We start from the raw sequence: 19,774 nt of genomic DNA on the forward strand, positions 1-19,774 counted from the left end.
GTATGATCGTGCCCGGAAATTGGGGGTGAACATCATGCTGGAAACATTCGTGAATATGCTCTCTAGCGGAGCCGCTGAAAGCCACACGCCACAAACAGCCGTTGCGGCTATGTTGTGCGCGGCGCTGGTTGGGCTGTTTAGCTAGCGAGTTGGCGATGAAAAGCCGGGTGAAGCTTCGCTTACCCGGCCTACATTTCGCACTTTTGTAGGCCGGGTAAGGCGAAGCCGCCACCCGGCATTACAGTTTAAATAACTCGCGAGAACTGCTGCATTCGCGCTTTCTGACGCAGATACGCGTCAAAGCACATGCAGATATTACGGATCAACAGACGCCCTTTCGGGGTGACCTCTATCACTCTCTCCGACACATCCACCAGCCCGTCTTTCGCCAGCGGCGCCAGAAGCTTCAGATCTTCCGCGAAATAATCGCTGAAGTTCAGTTCCCACTGCGCTTCCACATCGCTGAAATCGAGACGGAAGTTGCAGATAAGCGCCTTAATCACATCGCGACGGATACAGTCATCACGCGTTAACGCAATGCCGCGCCACAGCGCGTTGCCAGTCTCATCAACCTGCTGGTAATACAGCTTCAGCTCTTTCTGGTTCTGCGCGTAGCAGTCGCCAATCATGCTAATGGCGGAGACACCCATTCCCAGTAAATCGGTATCGCCCTGGGTCGTGTAGCCCTGGAAGTTACGGTGCAGGACCCCTTCGCGCTGAGCAACGGCCAGCTCGTCATCCGGGCGGGCAAAGTGATCCATGCCGATAAACTGATAGCCGGTGTCGGTCAGCGAGGTGATGGTTTCCTGCAGGATATCCAGCTTCTGCTGGGCAGAAGGAAGATCGGCATCTTTGATTTTGCGCTGGGCGGCAAAGAGCGTTGGCAGATGCGCATAGTTAAAGACGCTCAGGCGGTCCGGGTTAAGTTCAGCCACGCGCTTCAGCGTGAAGGCGAAGCTTTCCGGCGTTTGCTTTGGCAGGCCGTAAATCAGGTCAATATTGGTCGAGGTGAAACCAATCTCACGCGCGTGATTGAGTAAGGCAAAGATAAATTCTTCGTCCTGCTCGCGGTTCACCAGACGCTGAACCTCTTTATTGAAATCCTGTACGCCCATGCTCAGACGGTTGAATCCTTCTGCGCGTAAATGATCCAGGACATCCAGCTGAATTTCACGCGGATCGACTTCGATCGAGATCTCAGCGTCAGCATTAAAACTGAAATTGCCGCGCAGAAGCGCCATCAGGCGGCTTATTTGCGCTTTGTTCAGATAGGTTGGCGTACCGCCGCCCCAGTGAAGCTGGCTCACGTGACGGCCTTTAAACAGCGGCGCGCGATGCACAATTTCCTGTTCGAGCGCATCAAGATACTGGTCGGCTTTATGCTGCTGGCGGGTCACGATTTTATTGCAGCCGCAGAAGTAGCAAAGCTTGTGGCAGAACGGAATATGGACGTAGAGCGACAGCGGACGCTCAGGATAGCGCGCGACAGCCTGCTGGAAATCACGCTCTCCGAAGGCATCGGAGAACTCCAGCGCGGTGGGGTATGACGTATAACGCGGCCCGGAATAGTTATATTTCTGGATTAGGGCCAAATCCCAGTCGATAGTTGATGCTGACATGCTCACTCCTTCCGTTGGTGTCGCGTTCGTATACGGCGGCCCGTTCTGACCCCATTGCGGGCCATCATTCGGGTGCGCAGCCACTTCTGTCGCCGCGACAACCGCCGTAGTTTAACGAATAACCACACCAGATAACATATAACCGGAAGGGTTATAAGCAGGACTATCGTGCCTGCCGGGTGCAAATGTTAGTTTCCACCCTTCAGAAGACGCATCATATCTTCCTGCTTCTCGTCTTCTTCTTCATCTTCGTCATCGTCGTATGACAGGCCCAGCTTCTGCATCAGTTCATCAATACGATCCAGTTTGGCATCCACCCATGACTGCTCTTCAGCGGTCAGGGTTTCACCCTCTTCAAGACGTTCCAGCAGCGCGTCCAGGCGCTCATCGTTCTCCAGCAAATCCAGCTCAGCCTGCGGTGAAAGCATAGGTTTCTCGCTCTTTGGTTTGTGCTGCTTAGTGACCGGGGTGTCTGTCACGCCCAGTGGAATGGGAGTTTTACTGCCGATACGAGGATCTTTCTGCTGCTTGCCTTTTGCAGAAGCGCCCGCTGCACCACCACCGTTGGCACGGCTACCCGCAGCATGACCGCGATGTTTTTTGTCGCGTTTGCGGTCGCGCGCTTCCTGGTTCAGTTCTTCGCGCGTTTTGCGGCGTGCTTTTGCAGGGCGTTTCGCGCCCGCAGCGGAGGTTGGTTTTTTCATGATGTTTTATCTTTAAGTCGTTTTCTTCAGTATAGAATTGCGGCGAAATCTAGCAGAAAGCAAGCAAAGAAAAAAGGCGACAGAGCAATCTGTCGCCTTTTTTCCTGACTCACAACCCTTAGCGGGTCAGACATTCCATGTTTGCCAACAACAAACCCTGTTTATCCCTTGGCTAATACCGTCCGTGATACGGTTCCATTTCCTTTTAAAACGCCTCCAGGCGCTGGTCGTCCTGACAATCCTGCGTCTTCGCCTCCTGGCGCTCCTGACCCTAATCCTTAAGTCGATTTCCTGTTGGCTTCCTCGCCCTGACGCACACTTTACCTTGTTCCGTTAAACTAACAAGCAACGAAACGGTACAAAAAAGGATTTTCAGACAATTACCCGAAAATAAGCTTATGATTTAAAACAGTTTGGATTTTTTGACGCCTGCGAATTCTCTGAAATATCCCAGGGCATTACTGGCCGATCTCTCACACTGCCTGAGGCATTTGCCTACAGGTCATTAGCAATCAGAAAAGCCTTTTGCCTGCATTCGGGTATAATCCCCTTCAGATTACGATTTTGGAGACGACCACGTGACTACCTGGAACTACCAACAGACGCATTTTGTCACTAGTGCGCCCGATATTCGCCACCTGCCTTCTGATACCGGTATTGAAGTGGCCTTTGCTGGCCGCTCAAATGCGGGGAAATCCAGCGCCCTGAATACGCTGACCAATCAGAAGAGCCTGGCGCGTACCTCAAAAACACCTGGCCGTACCCAGCTGATCAACCTGTTTGAAGTCGCAGAGGGCAAACGCCTGGTCGACTTACCGGGCTACGGTTACGCGCAGGTACCGGAAGAGATGAAAATCAAGTGGCAGCGTGCGCTGGGTGAATACCTGGAAAAACGTCTGTGCCTGAAAGGTCTGGTGGTGCTGATGGATATTCGTCACCCGCTAAAAGATCTCGATCAGCAGATGATCGACTGGGCTGTAGCAAGCGATATCGCCGTACTGGTGCTGCTGACGAAAGCCGATAAGCTGGCGAGCGGCGCGCGTAAAGCGCAGGTGAATATGGTTCGCGAAGCGGTGCTGGCGTTCAACGGTGATGTACAGGTTGAGCCGTTCTCCTCGCTGAAAAAGCAGGGCGTGGACAAGCTGCGTCAGAAACTCGATACCTGGTTTAGCGAGCTGGAACCCGCGACGGAAGCGGAAGAAGAGTAATACCGGGCGCGGCAATGGCCGCGCTTTTTTTTGCCTGAACATTCTTTGCCGCAATAAAAAACGCCCCAGTCATTACTGACTGGGGCGGCTAAAATATTCAGCCAAATCCGATTACGTGAAGTAAAAGGTCTGAAAGATAGAACATCTTACCTCTGTACCCTACGCCGATAACTCTACCCCTTTTTGTGCTGCAGAAAAAGCACTTTTTGTAGTTTTTTTTCATTCTTTACATAGGGAATTCTAATGATCGTCACAAAACGCGCGTTCTAATGTTGCAAACTTACATAAATAGCGCGTTATGCGAAGAATCGTTAGTGAGCCTGATCCCAGTTTTCACCACTTCCCACTTCCACCAGCAACGGCACATCAAGCGTCATGCTGCTTTCCATCAGTTCGTGGATCTTCTTCGACACGGCGTCGAGGTCGTCCTTGTGCACTTCAAATACCAGTTCATCGTGTACCTGCATGATCATTTTCACGCGAGGTTTCTCTTCTTCCAGCCAGGCATCAACGGCGATCATTGCACGCTTAATAATGTCCGCCGCGGTACCCTGCATCGGGGCGTTGATCGCCGCACGCTCTGCGCCAGCGCGGCGCGCCGCGTTGCTGGATTTGATGTCCGGTAGGTAGAGACGGCGGCCATCCAGGGTTTCGACGTAACCTTTTTCCTTCGCCTGCGCGCGTGTGCGTTCCATATATTCCAGCACGCCCGGATAACGCTCGAAGTAGAGATCCATATACTTCTGCGACTCTTTACGTGGAATGTTGAGCTGGCGTGAAAGGCCGAACGCGCTCATGCCGTAGATCAGACCGAAGTTGATCGCCTTAGCACTGCGGCGCTGTTCGTTGGTCACGCTGTCCAGCGGCAAGCCGAAGACTTCCGCCGCGGTTGCCCGGTGGATATCCTTCCCTTCGGCAAACGCGGTAAGCAGGCCTTTGTCACGGGACAGATGCGCCATAATGCGCAGTTCGATTTGCGAGTAGTCAGCAGAGACAATCAGATAATCCTCTGGTGCGATGAAAGCCTGGCGAATACGACGGCCCTCTTCGTTACGTACCGGGATGTTCTGCAGGTTGGGATCGGTTGACGAGAGACGACCGGTCGCCGCGACAGCCTGATGATACGACGTGTGCACGCGACCCGTTTTCGGGTTGATCATAAGCGGAAGCTTGTCGGTGTAGGTCGACTTCAGCTTCGCGAGACCACGGTACTGCAGAATCACTTTTGGCAGCGGGTAATCCAGCGCCAGCTCTTCCAGGACCTCTTCAGAGGTTGACGGTGCGCCGCCAGGGGTTTTCTTCAGCGGCTTGATGCCCTGCTTTTCAAACAGAATGGTTTGCAGCTGCTTCGGTGAAGAGAGGTTAAACGGCTCGCCTGCAAGCTCATGCGCTTTTTGCTCAAGCTCGGTCAGGCGCTGCGCTAGCTCCCCGGAGTGGTTATGCAGCACCGTTGGGTCGATTTTCACGCCGTTGCGTTCAATGCGGGATAGCACGGGCACCAGCGGCATCTCGATATGCTGGAACACGTTCAGCGGACCTTCGTGCTTCTGCAGTTTTGGCCACATCTTCAGATGCAGCTGCAGCGTGACGTCAGCATCTTCCGCCGCGTAGCGACCCGCCTCTTCAAGAGCAATCTGGTTAAAGGTGAGTTGATTTTTCCCTTTTCCGGCAATCTCTTCAAAGGTGATGGTTTTGTGCTTGAGCCAGCGGTCAGATAAGGAATCCATATCATGGCGGCCCGCGACGCTGTCCAGAATGTAGGATTCGAGCATGGTGTCGAAGGCGATCCCACGCAGTTCAATGCCGTAGTTTTGCAGAATGCCGCGGTCGTACTTGAGGTTTTGCCCAACCTTGAGCGCCTTTTCGTCTTCCAGGATCGGCTTCAGCAGCTCAAGCACGCGTTCACGGGAGAGCTGCTCCGGCGCATCCAGGTAATCGTGCGCCACAGGAACGTAGGCTGCAATACCCGGCTCTGTCGCAAATGACAGGCCAACCATATTGGCTGAGATGTTATCGAGACTGTCAGTTTCGGTATCAAAGGCAAAGACCGGCGCCTTTTTCAGCTTCTCGATCCAGGCGATCAGCTGTGACTCTTCAAGAATGGTTTCGTAGTTGTCGAATGAAAGCGCCACGGCTTCTTCTTCAGCCTGATCTTCTGCTTCAACAACAATCGTCTCCTTCGGCTTTGCAGCAGGTTTGGCCCCTTTTGCCTGTAGCCATTTACCGGCTTCCACGTCGGTGATCCAGCGCTTGAATTCGTATTTCTTAAACAGGCTCAGCAGATCGTCAGCAGAAGGCTGTTGCACCTCAAGCTGCTCACAGCCCAGCTCCAGTTCGACATCGGTTTTGATTGTAGCCAGCTTATAGGAGAGATAAGCCACCTCTTTGTTCTCTTCCAGTTTTCCGGCCATGGTTTTTGCGCCACGGAAGGAGAGCCCGGCGATTTTGTCTGATTCCGCGTAGAGCGTATCCAGCCCGCCCAGCCCCTGAAGCAGCGCCTGCGCGGTTTTCTCACCAACGCCAGGGACACCCGGGATGTTATCCGAGGAGTCGCCCATCAACGCAAGGAAGTCGATAATCAGCTCAGGCGGCACGCCATACTTAGTGACAACCTCTTCAGGCCCCAGAATGGTGTTGGTCATGGTATTAATCAGGGTGATACCTGGCGTCACCAGCTGCGCCATATCTTTATCACCGGTGCTGATCAGTACAGGACGACCCATCTTTTCTGCTTCACGCGCCAGCGTACCGATGACGTCATCGGCTTCAACGCCAGAGACGGCCAGCAGCGGCAGCCCCATCGCTCTTACCATGGTGTGCAGCGGTTCAATCTGCGCACGCAGATCGTCAGGCATTGGCGGACGGTGAGATTTGTAATGCTCAAACAGCTCATCGCGGAACGTTTTGCCTTTCGCATCAAAGACCACAGCCGCATGGGTTGGCTGGTACTGAAGGATCAGGCTGCGCAGCATGTTCAGCACGCCGTACATTGCGCCGGTGGGTTCCCCTGCGCTATTGGTCAGAGGAGGAAACGCATGGTATGCCCGATACAGGTAAGAAGAGCCATCGACGAGAATAAGAGGGTTTTCTGGGATCTGAACCATAATGTCCGTGCCTTTAATCAATTTATGGGTAAAGGATGCCACAGAAGGATGAAAACATCAGTTATTAGCGCCTGATACAGGAAAAGATTTTGCGATCGTGAGGATCGCTCGCAAAATTCAAACTGTGGATAAGTTTGTGCATATTTTCAGTTCATATGAATAACAGACACAAAATACACATATGAGTTATTTTTTAGATCTTAATTATCATGCTGTTATGGCATTAGATCTTATCTATATGGCCAACTGATGGCAATTTAGTCTATGTGGATATAAGCCTTGATAAGCGCGGAATCACAGTGAAATCGTCTACGACAGGGTAAAAGCGGCCAAATCATCACATGAAAGCGCCATTAATTTGTCCGTTTTCTGGTAAAATCAGCGCCCAGCGTCGAATAGCCGGCCGCTAACTTACAGCTAACTACCTGAAAAAGCTCATCATGTCGAGATTGCTCGCTGCAATAACATTACTGTTAAGCATCATTTTAACTATTCTGGTAACTATCGCATGTTCTGTGCCGATCATCGTAGCCGGGATCATTAAACTGCTGCTGCCTGTCCCCATGGTGTGGCGAGCCGTGTCCGCATTTTGTAATTTCATGATGTACTGCTGGTGCGAAGGGCTGGCGATCCTGCTGTGCCTGAACCCGCATCTGAAGTGGGATATCAAAGGACTGGAGAGTCTTAACAAGAAGAACTGGTACCTGCTGATCTGCAATCACCACAGCTGGGCGGACATCGTGGTGTTATGCGTGCTTTTTCGCAAACACATCCCGATGAACAAATACTTTCTGAAACAGCAGCTCGCCTGGGTACCTTTTATTGGGCTGGCCTGCTGGGCGCTAGATATGCCCTTTATGAAACGCTATTCGCGCAGCTATTTGATTCGTCATCCCGAGCGTCGCGGCAAAGATGTGGAGACCACGCGCCGTTCCTGCGAAAAATTTCGCGCGCATCCAACGACTATCGTGAACTTTGTTGAAGGTTCCCGGTTTACGGAAGAGAAGCGCCAGCAAACTCGCTCTCCTTATCAGCATCTGTTGCCGCCAAAGGCAGCGGGGATTGCGATGGCGCTTAACGTGCTGGGAGCACAGTTCGATAAACTTCTTAACGTCACGCTCTGCTATCCGGAAAACGACAGGACGCCATTCTTCGATATGCTCAGCGGCAAACTGACGCGCATCGTTGTGCGTGTCGACCTGGTTCCGATTGACGCTGAACTGCACGGTGATTACGTTAACGACAAGAACTTCAAACGTCGTTTCCAGCAGTGGCTTAATACGCTCTGGAAAGAGAAAGACGAACAGATAGGCAGGATTAAATCTTCATACAAAAACGCCGGTCAGTGACCGGCGTTTTTACATCAGTGAAATTACTTCTTCTCAACCAGGTATTTCACGGTATCAGCATACTGCTGTACGAAGATATCCATGCTGCTGGTGTCCATGCCCTGCATGTTCAGCTGATATTTGCCGTTAACAAACATCGCCGGAACGCCCTGAAGCTGGAGGTCAGCAGCCGCTTTTTCCTGCTGGGCAACCAGTGATTTCACCACGAAGCTGTTCCACGCGGCATCATACTCTTCACCTTTCACGCCGGCATCAACGAACACTTTACGGATATCCGCAGTGGTCTGAACGGTCTGTGTTTTCTGTACGGCTTCAAACATTGGCGAAGTGATCTTATCTTCCACGCCCAGCGCCATTGCAACCGCCCATGCCTGAGTCAGGTCTTTACCCAATGGGCCCAGGAACTCGACGTGGTACTTGGTCATTTTTGTGCCTTCCGGCAGCTTTTTCTTCACGTTGTCAGAAACATGCAGCACCTGCTCGAACTGATAGCAGTGTGGGCAATAGAACGAGAAGAACTCCAGAACCTGTGGCTCGCCAGCGACCGGCTTGTCCAGCGTGATGTACTGTTTGCCGTCGGTAAACTGCGCAGCAGAAGCGCTAAATGCCAGAATCATACCTGCCAGCGCCAGCCAAATTTTTTTCATGATTAACTCTCTCCTGGGTGTGTCCATTAATACATCGGCGTTAATTGCAGAGGGGGCTCCTGAAGAACCTTAACCTGCTCAGTAAATGTAGATATCTGGCTACGCCAGTAATCCTCTCCGGTAAGCCACGGGAAATTGCGAGGAAATGCCGGATCGTCCCAACGCCTGATTAACCATGCGAGATAATAAACAAAACGCATCGCACGTAAAGGCTCAATCAGGGCAATTTCGTCTGAATTAAACGGGCTAAATTCTTCATAAGCTTCAATAATGGTTTCAAGCTGCATGCGCTGCTCGGCTTTATCGCCATTGAGCAGCATCCACAGGTCCTGAACCGCTGCCCCCATGCGCGCATCGTCGAGATCGACAAAGAGCGGGCCGTCACGCCAGAGAATATTCCCGGCGTGACAATCGCCATGCAGGCGCAGGACGGAAATATCATCGCGCCAGCAGGTTTTCACTGCAGCAACAAGCTTATCGGTGGCGTTGAGGAAATCATCCTTTAGCGCTGCGGGGATCATTGCAGACGTTTCGAATACTTTGCGCGGTTCAAGAAGGTATTCCTGAATCCCGATAGTCGGGCGGGCAATAAAGGCTTTTTTGCGTCCCGTCTGATGTATACGCCCAAGATAGCGGGCAACCCACTCCATCTGATCGATATTATCCGCTTCAAACTGGCGACCACCCAGGCTCGGGAATACAGCGTAGTAAAACCCTTCGTGCGTGAGGAGCGTTTGGTTATTGAATTTCAGCGGTGCGGCAACGGGAACATCGTCATCCAGCAGATCGTGAGCAAACTGATGCTCTTCCTGAATTTGTTCTGCGGACCAGCGTTCAGGACGATAGAACTTTACAACGAATCGCTGACGATCCTCGTCCTGAAATTGATAGACGCGGTTTTCGTAGCTGTTTAACGGTGTTAGCCCGGAATCCACCCGAATACCCTGTTCAAACAGGGCATCCATAATGGTGTCCGGGTGTAATGTCTGGAAAGTAAAAGCCTGGTCGTTCATCCGATTATCCGGAAATTATACGAATGATTCAGGATATCATCTTGTGGCGATTTCGGTGCCGCCGCTTACAAGCTTTTACTCTTTAATTACGCCTCGTGCGCGCAATAATGCGGTCTTAAAATCTTCCTCATAATCTTTCTGAATACCAGGAATAACAGCATCTTTGGCAGAGTCGCGCATTTTAAGGTGGTAGATCAGGATGTCGTCAGAAAGGTCAGCCAGATCGCCGTCAAAACCTGACTCTTTCGCCAGTTTCTGTAAAAATTGCATCAGATTTAGCTCTGGCTCTTTTTGCCAGGCGGGCTGTAGGAGTTCAATAACTTCATTCAGACGTTTACATTTCATGGTGGTGCTCCTTTCATTTAGAGTGACACGTTAGCAGGGTCAATCCCACAATAAAAGAGGCGATATTCGTGAATCTTAGCCAGGAAATCATCGGGGTCGTTCTGGCAGGCGGCAGAGCAACGCGAATGGGCGGAAAAGATAAGGGGCTTCAGCTTCTTAATGGAAAACCCTTATGGCAGCATGTCGCCGATACGCTCTCAGGCCAGGTGTCGACAATGGCCATCAGCGCTAACCGGCATATCGACACTTACCGAAGCAGCGGGTACGCCGTCTACCAGGATATCGTTGAGGATTACCCAGGACCGCTGGCCGGTATGCTTTCGGTCATACAACAGTCTCAAGGAGAGTGGTTTATCTTCTGCCCCTGCGATACCCCGTTTATTCCGTCCTGTCTTACCGAGCGTTTATTACAGCTTCGCAGTACAGCTCCAGTGGTTTGGGTACATGACGGCGAGCGTGACCATCCTGCTATCGCATTAATGCACCGATCGCTAGCGCCTGCTCTGCAGAGCTATCTGGCTGGGGGAGAGCGCAGGGTAATGGTCTTCATGCGTGAGTCTGGCGGCCATTCCGTTGATTTTAGCGATGTGAAATCAGCGTTTGTGAATGTGAATACGCATGAAGATTTGCAGATGATGCAGGAGAAAAAATGATACCTGTTGTAGCCATATCCGCCTGGAGTGGAACCGGGAAAACCACGCTGCTGAAAAAGCTCATTCCTGCGCTGTGTACCAGAGGTATCCGTCCAGGATTGATTAAGCATACCCACCATAATATGGATGTCGATAAACCGGGAAAAGACAGCTTTGAGCTGCGTAAAGCGGGTGCAGCGCAAACGATGGTGGCAAGTTCTCAACGCTGGGCGTTAATGACAGAAACGCCGGACGAGGCGCCGCTGGATCTCGCTTATCTTGTCAGTCGGATGGATCACTCCACCCTGGATCTGGTGCTGATTGAGGGATTTAAGCATGAGGCCGTGCCTAAGATCCTGCTATTCAGAAGCGATGCCGGGCATGATTTTAGTGAGTTAACGCTGGATGAGCATGTGATTGCGGTGGCAAGTGATGTTGTATTGCCACTTGAAGTTCCGGTACTGGATTTAAATGATGTGGATGGGATTGCGGAGTTTATTATGGAGTGGAGTGCGATCTGACGACTTGCCGGGTAGCGGCTTCGCCTTATCCGGCCTACCATTTTTTGACTCATAAACGCAAAAAGGCCATCCTTTCGGATGGCCTCTTCACTTGTTTGATGCCTGGCAGTTCCCTACTCTCACATGGGGAGACCCCACACTACCATCGGCGCTACGGCGTTTCACTTCTGAGTTCGGCATGGGGTCAGGTGGGACCACCGCGCTAAAGCCGCCAGGCAAATTCTGTTAAATCTGTATCAGGCTGAAATTTGATTGTTCTGTCTCTTCGCCAAAACATCTTCGGCGTTGTAAGGTTAAGCCTCACGGTTCATTAGTATCGGTTAGCTCAACGCATCGCTGCGCTTACACACCCGACCTATCAACGTCATAGTCTTTAACGTTCCTTCAGGAGACTTAAAGTCTCAGGGAGAACTCATCTCGGGGCAAGTTTCGTGCTTAGATGCTTTCAGCACTTATCTTTTCCGCATTTAGCTACCGGGCAGTGCCATTGGCATGACAACCCGAACACCAGTGATGCGTCCACTCCGGTCCTCTCGTACTAGGAGCAGCCCCCCTCAATTCTCCAGCGCCCACGGCAGATAGGGACCGAACTGTCTCACGACGTTCTAAACCCAGCTCGCGTACCACTTTAAATGGCGAACAGCCATACCCTTGGGACCTACTTCAGCCCCAGGATGTGATGAGCCGACATCGAGGTGCCAAACACCGCCGTCGATATGAACTCTTGGGCGGTATCAGCCTGTTATCCCCGGAGTACCTTTTATCCGTTGAGCGATGGCCCTTCCATTCAGAACCACCGGATCACTATGACCTGCTTTCGCACCTGCTCGAGCCGTCACTCTCGCAGTCAAGCTAGCTTATGCCATTGCACTAACCTCCTGATGTCCGACCAGGATTAGCTAACCTTCGTGCTCCTCCGTTACTCTTTGGGAGGAGACCGCCCCAGTCAAACTACCCACCAGACACTGTCCGCAACCCGGATCACGGGTCTACGTTAGAACACCAGCCATTAAAGGGTGGTATTTCAAGGACGGCTCCACGCAGACTGGCGTCCACGCTTCAAAGCCTCCCACCTATCCTACACATCAAGGACCAGTGTTCAGTGTCAAGCTATAGTAAAGGTTCACGGGGTCTTTCCGTCTTGCCGCGGGTACACTGCATCTTCACAGCGAGTTCAATTTCACTGAGTCTCGGGTGGAGACAGCCTGGCCATCATTACGCCATTCGTGCAGGTCGGAACTTACCCGACAAGGAATTTCGCTACCTTAGGACCGTTATAGTTACGGCCGCCGTTTACCGGGGCTTCGATCAAGAGCTTCGCGTTACCGCTAACCCCATCAATTAACCTTCCGGCACCGGGCAGGCGTCACACCGTATACGTCCACTTTCGTGTTTGCACAGTGCTGTGTTTTTAATAAACAGTTGCAGCCAGCTGGTATCTTCGACTGATTTCAGCTCCACCCGCAGGGGCTTCACCTACATATCAGCGTGCCTTCTCCCGAAGTTACGGCACCATTTTGCCTAGTTCCTTCACCCGAGTTCTCTCAAGCGCCTTGGTATTCTCTACCTGACCACCTGTGTCGGTTTGGGGTACGATTTCGTGTTACCTGATGCTTAGAGGCTTTTCCTGGAAGCAGGGCATTTGTTACTTCAGCACCGTAGTGCCTCGTCATCACACCTCAGCGTTAATAAGGTACCGGATTTACCTGGAACCTCCGCCTACATGCTTAAACCGGGACAACCGTCGCCCGGCTAACATAGCCTTCTCCGTCCCCCCTTCGCAGTAACACCAAGTACAGGAATATTAACCTGTTTCCCATCGACTACGCCTTTCGGCCTCGCCTTAGGGGTCGACTCACCCTGCCCCGATTAACGTTGGACAGGAACCCTTGGTCTTCCGGCGAGCGGGCTTTTCACCCGCTTTATCGTTACTTATGTCAGCATTCGCACTTCTGATACCTCCAGCATGCCTCACAGCACACCTTCAACGGCTTACAGAACGCTCCCCTACCCAACAACGCATAAGCGTCGCTGCCGCAGCTTCGGTGCATGGTTTAGCCCCGTTACATCTTCCGCGCAGGCCGACTCGACCAGTGAGCTATTACGCTTTCTTTAAATGATGGCTGCTTCTAAGCCAACATCCTGGCTGTCTGTGCCTTCCCACATCGTTTCCCACTTAACCATGACTTTGGGACCTTAGCTGGCGGTCTGGGTTGTTTCCCTCTTCACGACGGACGTTAGCACCCGCCGTGTGTCTCCCGTGATAACATTCTTCGGTATTCGTAGTTTGCATCGGGTTGGTAAGCCGGGATGGCCCCCTAGCCGAAACAGTGCTCTACCCCCGAAGATGAGTTCACGAGGCGCTACCTAAATAGCTTTCGGGGAGAACCAGCTATCTCCCGGTTTGATTGGCCTTTCACCCCCAGCCACAAGTCATCCGCTAATTTTTCAACATTAGTCGGTTCGGTCCTCCAGTTAGTGTTACCCAACCTTCAACCTGCCCATGGCTAGATCACCGGGTTTCGGGTCTATACCCTGCAACTTAACGCCCAGTTAAGACTCGGTTTCCCTTCGGCTCCCCTATACGGTTAACCTTGCTACAGAATATAAGTCGCTGACCCATTATACAAAAGGTACGCAGTCACACCACGAAGGTGCTCCCACTGCTTGTACGTACACGGTTTCAGGTTCTTTTTCACTCCCCTCGCCGGGGTTCTTTTCGCCTTTCCCTCACGGTACTGGTTCACTATCGGTCAGTCAGGAGTATTTAGCCTTGGAGGATGGTCCCCCCATATTCAGACAGGATACCACGTGTCCCGCCCTACTCTTCGAGTTCACAGCCTGTGTGCTTTCGTGTACGGGACTGTCACCCTGTACCGTGCGACTTTCCAGACGCTTCCACTAACACACAAGCTGATTCAGACTCTGGGCTGCTCCCCGTTCGCTCGCCGCTACTGGGGGAATCTCGGTTGATTTCTTTTCCTCGGGGTACTTAGATGTTTCAGTTCCCCCGGTTCGCCTCGTTAACCTATGTATTCAGTTAACGATAGTGTGACGAATCACACTGGGTTTCCCCATTCGGACATCGCCGGGTCAAAGGTTCATATCACCTCGCCGGCGCTTTTCGCAGATTAGCACGTCCTTCATCGCCTCTGACTGCCAGGGCATCCACCGTGTACGCTTAGTCGCTTAACCTCACAACCCGAAGATGTTTCACTTCTGATTGCGAAAATTTGAGAGACTCGAACACACCATTAAGATGTGTCGTTTCAATTTTCAGCTTGATCCAGATTTTTAAAGAGCAAATATCTCAAACGTGACTCGCAAGTCAGTTTTGAGATATGACGGCAGGTGACTTTCACTCACGAACCAGCAAGTGGCGTCCCCTAGGGGATTCGAACCCCTGTTACCGCCGTGAAAGGGCGGTGTCCTGGGCCTCTAGACGAAGGGGACGTGTAGTCTCAATCGCAAGACGCCTTGCTATTTACTTTTCATCAGACAATCTGTGTGAGCACTGCAAAGGCAGGTTCTTTAAGGTAAGGAGGTGATCCAACCGCAGGTTCCCCTACGGTTACCTTGTTACGACTTCACCCCAGTCATGAATCACAAAGTGGTAAGCGCCCTCCCGAAGGTTAAGCTACCTACTTCTTTTGCAACCCACTCCCATGGTGTGACGGGCGGTGTGTACAAGGCCCGGGAACGTATTCACCGTAGCATTCTGATCTACGATTACTAGCGATTCCGACTTCATGGAGTCGAGTTGCAGACTCCAATCCGGACTACGACGCACTTTATGAGGTCCGCTTGCTCTCGCGAGGTCGCTTCTCTTTGTATGCGCCATTGTAGCACGTGTGTAGCCCTACTCGTAAGGGCCATGATGACTTGACGTCATCCCCACCTTCCTCCAGTTTATCACTGGCAGTCTCCTTTGAGTTCCCGGCCTAACCGCTGGCAACAAAGGATAAGGGTTGCGCTCGTTGCGGGACTTAACCCAACATTTCACAACACGAGCTGACGACAGCCATGCAGCACCTGTCTCAGAGTTCCCGAAGGCACCAAAGCATCTCTGCTAAGTTCTCTGGATGTCAAGAGTAGGTAAGGTTCTTCGCGTTGCATCGAATTAAACCACATGCTCCACCGCTTGTGCGGGCCCCCGTCAATTCATTTGAGTTTTAACCTTGCGGCCGTACTCCCCAGGCGGTCGACTTAACGCGTTAGCTCCGGAAGCCACGCCTCAAGGGCACAACCTCCAAGTCGACATCGTTTACGGCGTGGACTACCAGGGTATCTAATCCTGTTTGCTCCCCACGCTTTCGCACCTGAGCGTCAGTCTTTGTCCAGGGGGCCGCCTTCGCCACCGGTATTCCTCCAGATCTCTACGCATTTCACCGCTACACCTGGAATTCTACCCCCCTCTACAAGACTCTAGCCTGCCAGTTTCGAATGCAGTTCCCAGGTTGAGCCCGGGGATTTCACATCCGACTTGACAGACCGCCTGCGTGCGCTTTACGCCCAGTAATTCCGATTAACGCTTGCACCCTCCGTATTACCGCGGCTGCTGGCACGGAGTTAGCCGGTGCTTCTTCTGCGGGTAACGTCAATCGACAAGGTTATTAACCTTATCGCCTTCCTCCCCGCTGAAAGTACTTTACAACCCGAAGGCCTTCTTCATACACGCGGCATGGCTGCATCAGGCTTGCGCCCATTGTGCAATATTCCCCACTGCTGCCTCCCGTAGGAGTCTGGACCGTGTCTCAGTTCCAGTGTGGCTGGTCATCCTCTCAGACCAGCTAGGGATCGTCGCCTAGGTGAGCCGTTACCCCACCTACTAGCTAATCCCATCTGGGCACATCTGATGGCAAGAGGCCCGAAGGTCCCCCTCTTTGGTCTTGCGACGTTATGCGGTATTAGCTACCGTTTCCAGTAGTTATCCCCCTCCATCAGGCAGTTTCCCAGACATTACTCACCCGTCCGCCGCTCGCCGGCAAAGTAGCAAGCTACTTTCCGCTGCCGCTCGACTTGCATGTGTTAGGCCTGCCGCCAGCGTTCAATCTGAGCCATGATCAAACTCTTCAATTTAAGTTTGATGCTCGTGAATTAAACTTCGTAATGAATTACGTATGTTCACTCAGAGACTTGGTATTCATTTTTCGTCTTGCGACGTTAAGAATCCATGTCACTTTGAGTGCCCACACAGATTGTCTGATAAATTGTTAAAGAGCAGTGCCGCTTCGCTTTTCACAGCGGCGCGGGGTGTGCATATTACGCTTTCCCGCTTCAGAGTCAAGCGTTTATTTACGCTATTCTCTGCTGACCCGGCGGCGTGTGTGCCGTTGTTCCGTGTCAGTGGAGGCGCATTATAGGGAGTTATTCCGACGTGACAAGAGGAAATTTAAAAAAAGTTTTCATCCGCGTTTTTTTTCACCACCAGAGGTGAAATCAAGCTACAAATTGTTCTATTTGATGTATCTGCAACCACAATCACATTCGAGGTGGCATAATTATCAGCATGTATCTTTAAGGAATAAAAGCGATGCCATTAAGCGCACAACAGCTGGCCGCCCAAAAAAACCTGTCGTACGTGCTGGCAGAAAAGCTGGCGCAGCGAATTTTAGCGGGTAAATATGCCCCCGGTAGCATCCTGCCGGGTGAAATGGAGCTGGGTGAGCAGTTTGGGGTGAGTCGTACCGCGGTTCGCGAGGCGGTAAAAACCCTGACGGCAAAAGGTATGGTGCTTCCACGTCCTCGCATTGGCACACGCGTAATGCCACAGAGTAACTGGAATTTTCTCGATCAGGAGCTGCTCTCCTGGTGGATGACGGAAGATAACTTTCATCAGGTCGTCGATCACTTTCTGGTGATGCGCAGCAGCCTTGAACCTCAGGCATGTCTGCTTGCCGCTACGCTGGGAACAGCAGAGCAGAAAGCGCAGCTTAACGCGTTGATGGCAGAGATGGTGTTCCTGAAAAAACACTTCAACCGCGAACGCTGGGTTGAGGTCGATATGGCCTGGCATGAACACATCTATATGATGAGCGCCAATCCGTTCCTTACCTCTTTTGCCTCATTATTTCATTCGGTGTATCACACCTACTTTACCTCTATTACACAAAACGAAGTGGTAAAACTGGATTTGCATCAGGCGATAGTGGATGCCATCCAGGAAAGCGACGGGCAACGAGCCCTGAGTGCGTGCCAGGCATTGCTGGCCGCGCCAACCCACCAGCAGGTAAATAAATGACAAAGAAAAAAGCGCGCAGCATGGCCGGATTGCCGTGGATTGCAGCCATGGCGTTTTTTATGCAGGCACTGGATGCCACCATCCTCAACACCGCGCTTCCCGCTATTGCGCAAAGCCTCAACCGTTCCCCACTGGCGATGCAGTCAGCCATCATCAGCTACACCCTGACGGTGGCAATGTTAATACCGGTCAGCGGCTGGCTGGCCGACCGCTTTGGCACCCGCAGAGTTTTCATGCTGGCCGTAACGCTCTTTACGCTCGGTTCGCTGGCCTGTGCGCTCTCCTCATCATTAACAGAGCTGGTTATCTTCCGCGTATTGCAGGGCATCGGCGGCGCGATGATGATGCCCGTGGCGCGCCTTGCCCTACTGCGAGCCTACCCGCGCAGCGAATTACTTCCCGTGCTCAACTTCGTTACCATGCCAGGCCTTGTTGGCCCGATACTTGGACCGGTACTCGGTGGCGTGTTTGTCACCTGGGCAAGCTGGCACTGGATCTTCCTGATTAATATCCCAATTGGCGTTGCGGGGCTGCTGTATGCCCGCAAATATATGCCGAACTTCACCACGCCAAGGCGCAGCTTCGACATGGGCGGCTTTTTCCTGTTCGGCCTGAGCCTGGTGTTATTCTCCAGCGGGATGGAGCTGTTTGGCGAGAAGATCGTCGCAACGTGGATAGCGCTCTCCGTTATCCTGGGCGGTATTCTGTTATTTCTTCTTTATATACGTCACGCGCGCCGCCACCCGACACCGTTAATCTCCCTGGGGCTCTTTAATACCCGAACCTTTTCCGTAGGGATTGCAGGCAACATTGCGTCTCGTCTGGGGACGGGTTGTGTGCCGTTCCTGATGCCATTGATGCTGCAGGTGGGTTTCGGCTACCCGGCCCTGATTGCTGGCTGCATGATGGCGCCCACGGCAATGGGCTCGATTCTGGCAAAATCAACCGTTACGCAGGTGCTGCGCTGGTTTGGCTATCGTAAGACGCTGGTTGGCGTGACGGTCTTTATCGGTTTGATGATTGCGCAGTTTTCGCTGCAGTCCGCCGCGTTGCCCGTCTGGATGCTGATCCTGCCGCTGTTTGTGTTGGGCATGGCGATGTCGACGCAGTTCACATCGATGAACACCATCACCCTCGCCGACCTGACTGACGAGAACGCCAGTAGCGGCAACAGCGTGCTGGCGGTAACGCAACAGCTGTCGATCAGTTTAGGGGTTGCCGTGAGTGCAGCGGTGCTGAGGTTTTATGAGGGTTTTGACAACGCAAATACCGTTGAGCAGTTCCACTATACCTTTATTACCATGGGTGCACTTACCGTGGTATCGGCGCTGGTCTTTATGCTGTTAAAACCGAAAGACGGCAGAAACCTGATTAAAGAGCGTCATAAAGAGAAAGCTAAACCGAACCGCGTTCCATCAGAACAGGAGTAAGCTGCAGGCGTTGTTGCTGCAGCGTGGGCTGCGCCATACGGTGGATCAACACATCTATGGCCAGCTCTCCCAGTTCATCCTTCGGCTGATGAATAGTAGTCAGCGGCGGCGTCATGTAGCGGGCAAGTTCAATATCATCGTAGCCAATCACCGCCATATCGTCCGGCACGCGTAGCCCCGCCTGGTACAATGCCTGATAGGCACCAAACGCCATCGCATCATTACCAATAAAGACCGCCTGCGGGCGCTGCGCTTGCGTCAGCAGTTTCTGCATAGCCTCGAAGCCACCGTTAAATTCGAAATCACCAGTGATCCGGTAGCCATCAGGAATGGCGAGCCCTGCTCGATCCATGGCGGAGAGATACCCCTCCAGACGCAAACGCGCCGGGGTTTTATCCAGCGGACCGGTAATACAGGCGATGCGGGTATAGCCTTTATCAATCAGATACTGAGTCGCCATATCACCACCCAGCAGGGAGTTATCCTGAATGAGATCGCTGGTTCCGTCGAATGGGGCCCAGTCCATCATCACGGTGGGAATTGAAGGATAGCGCTGGATGATCTCTTTCGAGGGCTGGTGCGTTTCGGTGCAGAGCAACAGTAGCCCGTCGACGCGTTTTTGCATCAGCGTCTCCAGGTTACGATTCATGCGCTGCTCGTCACCTTCGGTGTTACACAGCACCAGGCTGTAGCCGCGCTCGAAGCAGCTGCGCTCCACGCCGCGAACCAGTTCTGAATAAAAGGGGTTGGTACTTGCGGTGATCAGCATACCGATGGTGCGCGTCTGATTGAGCTTAAGGCTGCGCGCCAGCGCAGACGGCGCATAGTTGAGTTCTTTTACCGCAGCTTCGACTTTTTCCCGAATCGCCTCGCTGACGAAGCGATCTTTATTAATGACGTGGGAGACCGTCGAGGTAGAAACGCCCGCCATACGGGCGACATCTTTCATTGTAGCCAAGCG

14 protein-coding genes, 1 tRNA gene and 3 rRNA genes are annotated in these 19,774 nt (G+C 52.5%); 7 read left to right on the top strand and 11 right to left on the bottom strand.

Translation table 11 applies throughout. From position 1 onward, the window contains the following. Positions 1-34 precede the first annotated feature (34 nt). A complete protein-coding gene (locus tag ELK40_RS22760) occupies positions 35-145 on the top strand; it encodes a YshB family small membrane protein (protein ID WP_136196048.1) in 111 nt (36 codons plus the stop codon). A gap of 100 nt (positions 146-245) precedes the next feature. Here the strand turns inward: ELK40_RS22760 and hemN are convergent, their stop codons facing one another. Both hemN and yihI read right to left on the bottom strand, forming a co-directional pair. Beyond that, entirely contained in the window at positions 246-1,619 is a 1,374-nt protein-coding gene (gene hemN / locus ELK40_RS22360) for an oxygen-independent coproporphyrinogen III oxidase (RefSeq protein WP_127732669.1), read from the bottom strand. A gap of 188 nt (positions 1,620-1,807) precedes the next feature. Beyond that, positions 1,808-2,323 (bottom strand): Der GTPase-activating protein YihI, encoded by a 516-nt coding sequence (gene yihI, locus ELK40_RS22365; RefSeq protein WP_032644299.1) that lies wholly within the window; start codon positions 2,321-2,323, stop codon positions 1,808-1,810. A 578-nt stretch (positions 2,324-2,901) separates the two neighbouring features. On the opposite strand from yihI, the gene yihA reads away from it, so the two are divergent. Beyond that, the gene (gene yihA / locus ELK40_RS22370) at positions 2,902-3,531 is read left to right on the top strand and encodes a ribosome biogenesis GTP-binding protein YihA/YsxC (protein ID WP_023309768.1); all 630 of its coding nucleotides are present in this window, start codon (positions 2,902-2,904) and stop codon (positions 3,529-3,531) included. A gap of 311 nt (positions 3,532-3,842) precedes the next feature. On the opposite strand, the gene polA is transcribed toward yihA, so the two are convergent. Further along, positions 3,843-6,635 (bottom strand): DNA polymerase I, encoded by a 2,793-nt coding sequence (gene polA, locus ELK40_RS22375; RefSeq protein WP_127732671.1) that lies wholly within the window; start codon positions 6,633-6,635, stop codon positions 3,843-3,845. Between the two features lie 440 nt (positions 6,636-7,075). Here polA and ELK40_RS22380 point away from each other — a divergent pair, with 440 nt between their 5' ends. Further along, positions 7,076-7,984, top strand: coding sequence for an acyltransferase (locus ELK40_RS22380; protein ID WP_127732673.1), 909 nt, complete (start codon positions 7,076-7,078; stop codon positions 7,982-7,984). A gap of 23 nt (positions 7,985-8,007) precedes the next feature. On the opposite strand, the gene dsbA is transcribed toward ELK40_RS22380, so the two are convergent. The 3 genes from dsbA to ELK40_RS22395 form a co-directional block, all read right to left on the bottom strand. Continuing rightward, a complete protein-coding gene (gene dsbA, locus ELK40_RS22385) occupies positions 8,008-8,631 on the bottom strand; it encodes a thiol:disulfide interchange protein DsbA (RefSeq protein WP_045285687.1) in 624 nt (207 codons plus the stop codon). A gap of 26 nt (positions 8,632-8,657) precedes the next feature. Further along, a complete protein-coding gene (locus ELK40_RS22390) occupies positions 8,658-9,644 on the bottom strand; it encodes a serine/threonine protein kinase (protein WP_127732675.1) in 987 nt (328 codons plus the stop codon). A gap of 75 nt (positions 9,645-9,719) precedes the next feature. Beyond that, positions 9,720-9,989: a YihD family protein gene (locus tag ELK40_RS22395; protein ID WP_008501866.1), complete on the bottom strand. Its 270-nt coding sequence runs from the start codon at positions 9,987-9,989 to the stop codon at positions 9,720-9,722. A 68-nt stretch (positions 9,990-10,057) separates the two neighbouring features. Between ELK40_RS22395 and mobA the strand changes: the two genes are divergently transcribed. Continuing rightward, the gene (mobA, locus tag ELK40_RS22400) at positions 10,058-10,642 is read left to right on the top strand and encodes a molybdenum cofactor guanylyltransferase MobA (RefSeq protein ID WP_127732677.1); all 585 of its coding nucleotides are present in this window, start codon (positions 10,058-10,060) and stop codon (positions 10,640-10,642) included. Continuing rightward, positions 10,639-11,142 carry a molybdopterin-guanine dinucleotide biosynthesis protein MobB gene (mobB, locus tag ELK40_RS22405; protein WP_127732679.1) on the top strand — a complete coding sequence of 168 codons (504 nt, stop codon included), beginning with the start codon at positions 10,639-10,641 and terminating at the stop codon, positions 11,140-11,142. Before mobA ends, mobB begins: the two co-directional genes overlap by 4 nt. A 100-nt stretch (positions 11,143-11,242) precedes the next feature. Here mobB and rrf read toward each other — a convergent pair. From rrf to ELK40_RS22425, 4 genes are all read right to left on the bottom strand, one after another. Beyond that, a 5S ribosomal RNA gene (gene rrf, locus ELK40_RS22410) occupies positions 11,243-11,358 on the bottom strand. Positions 11,359-11,431: 73 nt separating this feature from the next. Further along, positions 11,432-14,337, bottom strand: a 23S ribosomal RNA gene (locus ELK40_RS22415). 182 nt (positions 14,338-14,519) lie between these two features. Then, positions 14,520-14,595 (bottom strand) — tRNA-Glu (locus tag ELK40_RS22420). An 84-nt stretch (positions 14,596-14,679) separates the two neighbouring features. After that, positions 14,680-16,221: ribosomal RNA gene (locus ELK40_RS22425) — 16S ribosomal RNA — on the bottom strand. Together the 16S, 23S and 5S rRNA genes with 1 tRNA gene alongside form the textbook arrangement of a ribosomal RNA operon. A gap of 454 nt (positions 16,222-16,675) precedes the next feature. Here ELK40_RS22425 and ELK40_RS22430 point away from each other — a divergent pair. After that, complete coding sequence (locus ELK40_RS22430; RefSeq protein ID WP_111964224.1) at positions 16,676-17,383, top strand: FadR/GntR family transcriptional regulator; 708 nt, start codon at positions 16,676-16,678, stop codon at positions 17,381-17,383. Further along, positions 17,380-18,813: a multidrug transporter subunit MdtD gene (gene mdtD, locus ELK40_RS22435; RefSeq protein ID WP_115876784.1), complete on the top strand. Its 1,434-nt coding sequence runs from the start codon at positions 17,380-17,382 to the stop codon at positions 18,811-18,813. Before ELK40_RS22430 ends, mdtD begins: the two co-directional genes overlap by 4 nt. On the opposite strand, the gene rbsR is transcribed toward mdtD, so the two are convergent. Beyond that, the gene (rbsR, locus tag ELK40_RS22440; protein WP_111964226.1) at positions 18,779-19,771 is read right to left on the bottom strand and encodes a ribose operon transcriptional repressor RbsR; all 993 of its coding nucleotides are present in this window, start codon (positions 19,769-19,771) and stop codon (positions 18,779-18,781) included. The two genes, mdtD and rbsR, sit on opposite strands and share 35 nt — an antisense overlap. Between the last annotated feature and the right edge of the window lie 3 nt (positions 19,772-19,774).

The organism is Enterobacter sp. N18-03635 (assembly GCF_004006055.1).
Taxonomy (GTDB): domain Bacteria; phylum Pseudomonadota; class Gammaproteobacteria; order Enterobacterales; family Enterobacteriaceae; genus Enterobacter; species Enterobacter vonholyi.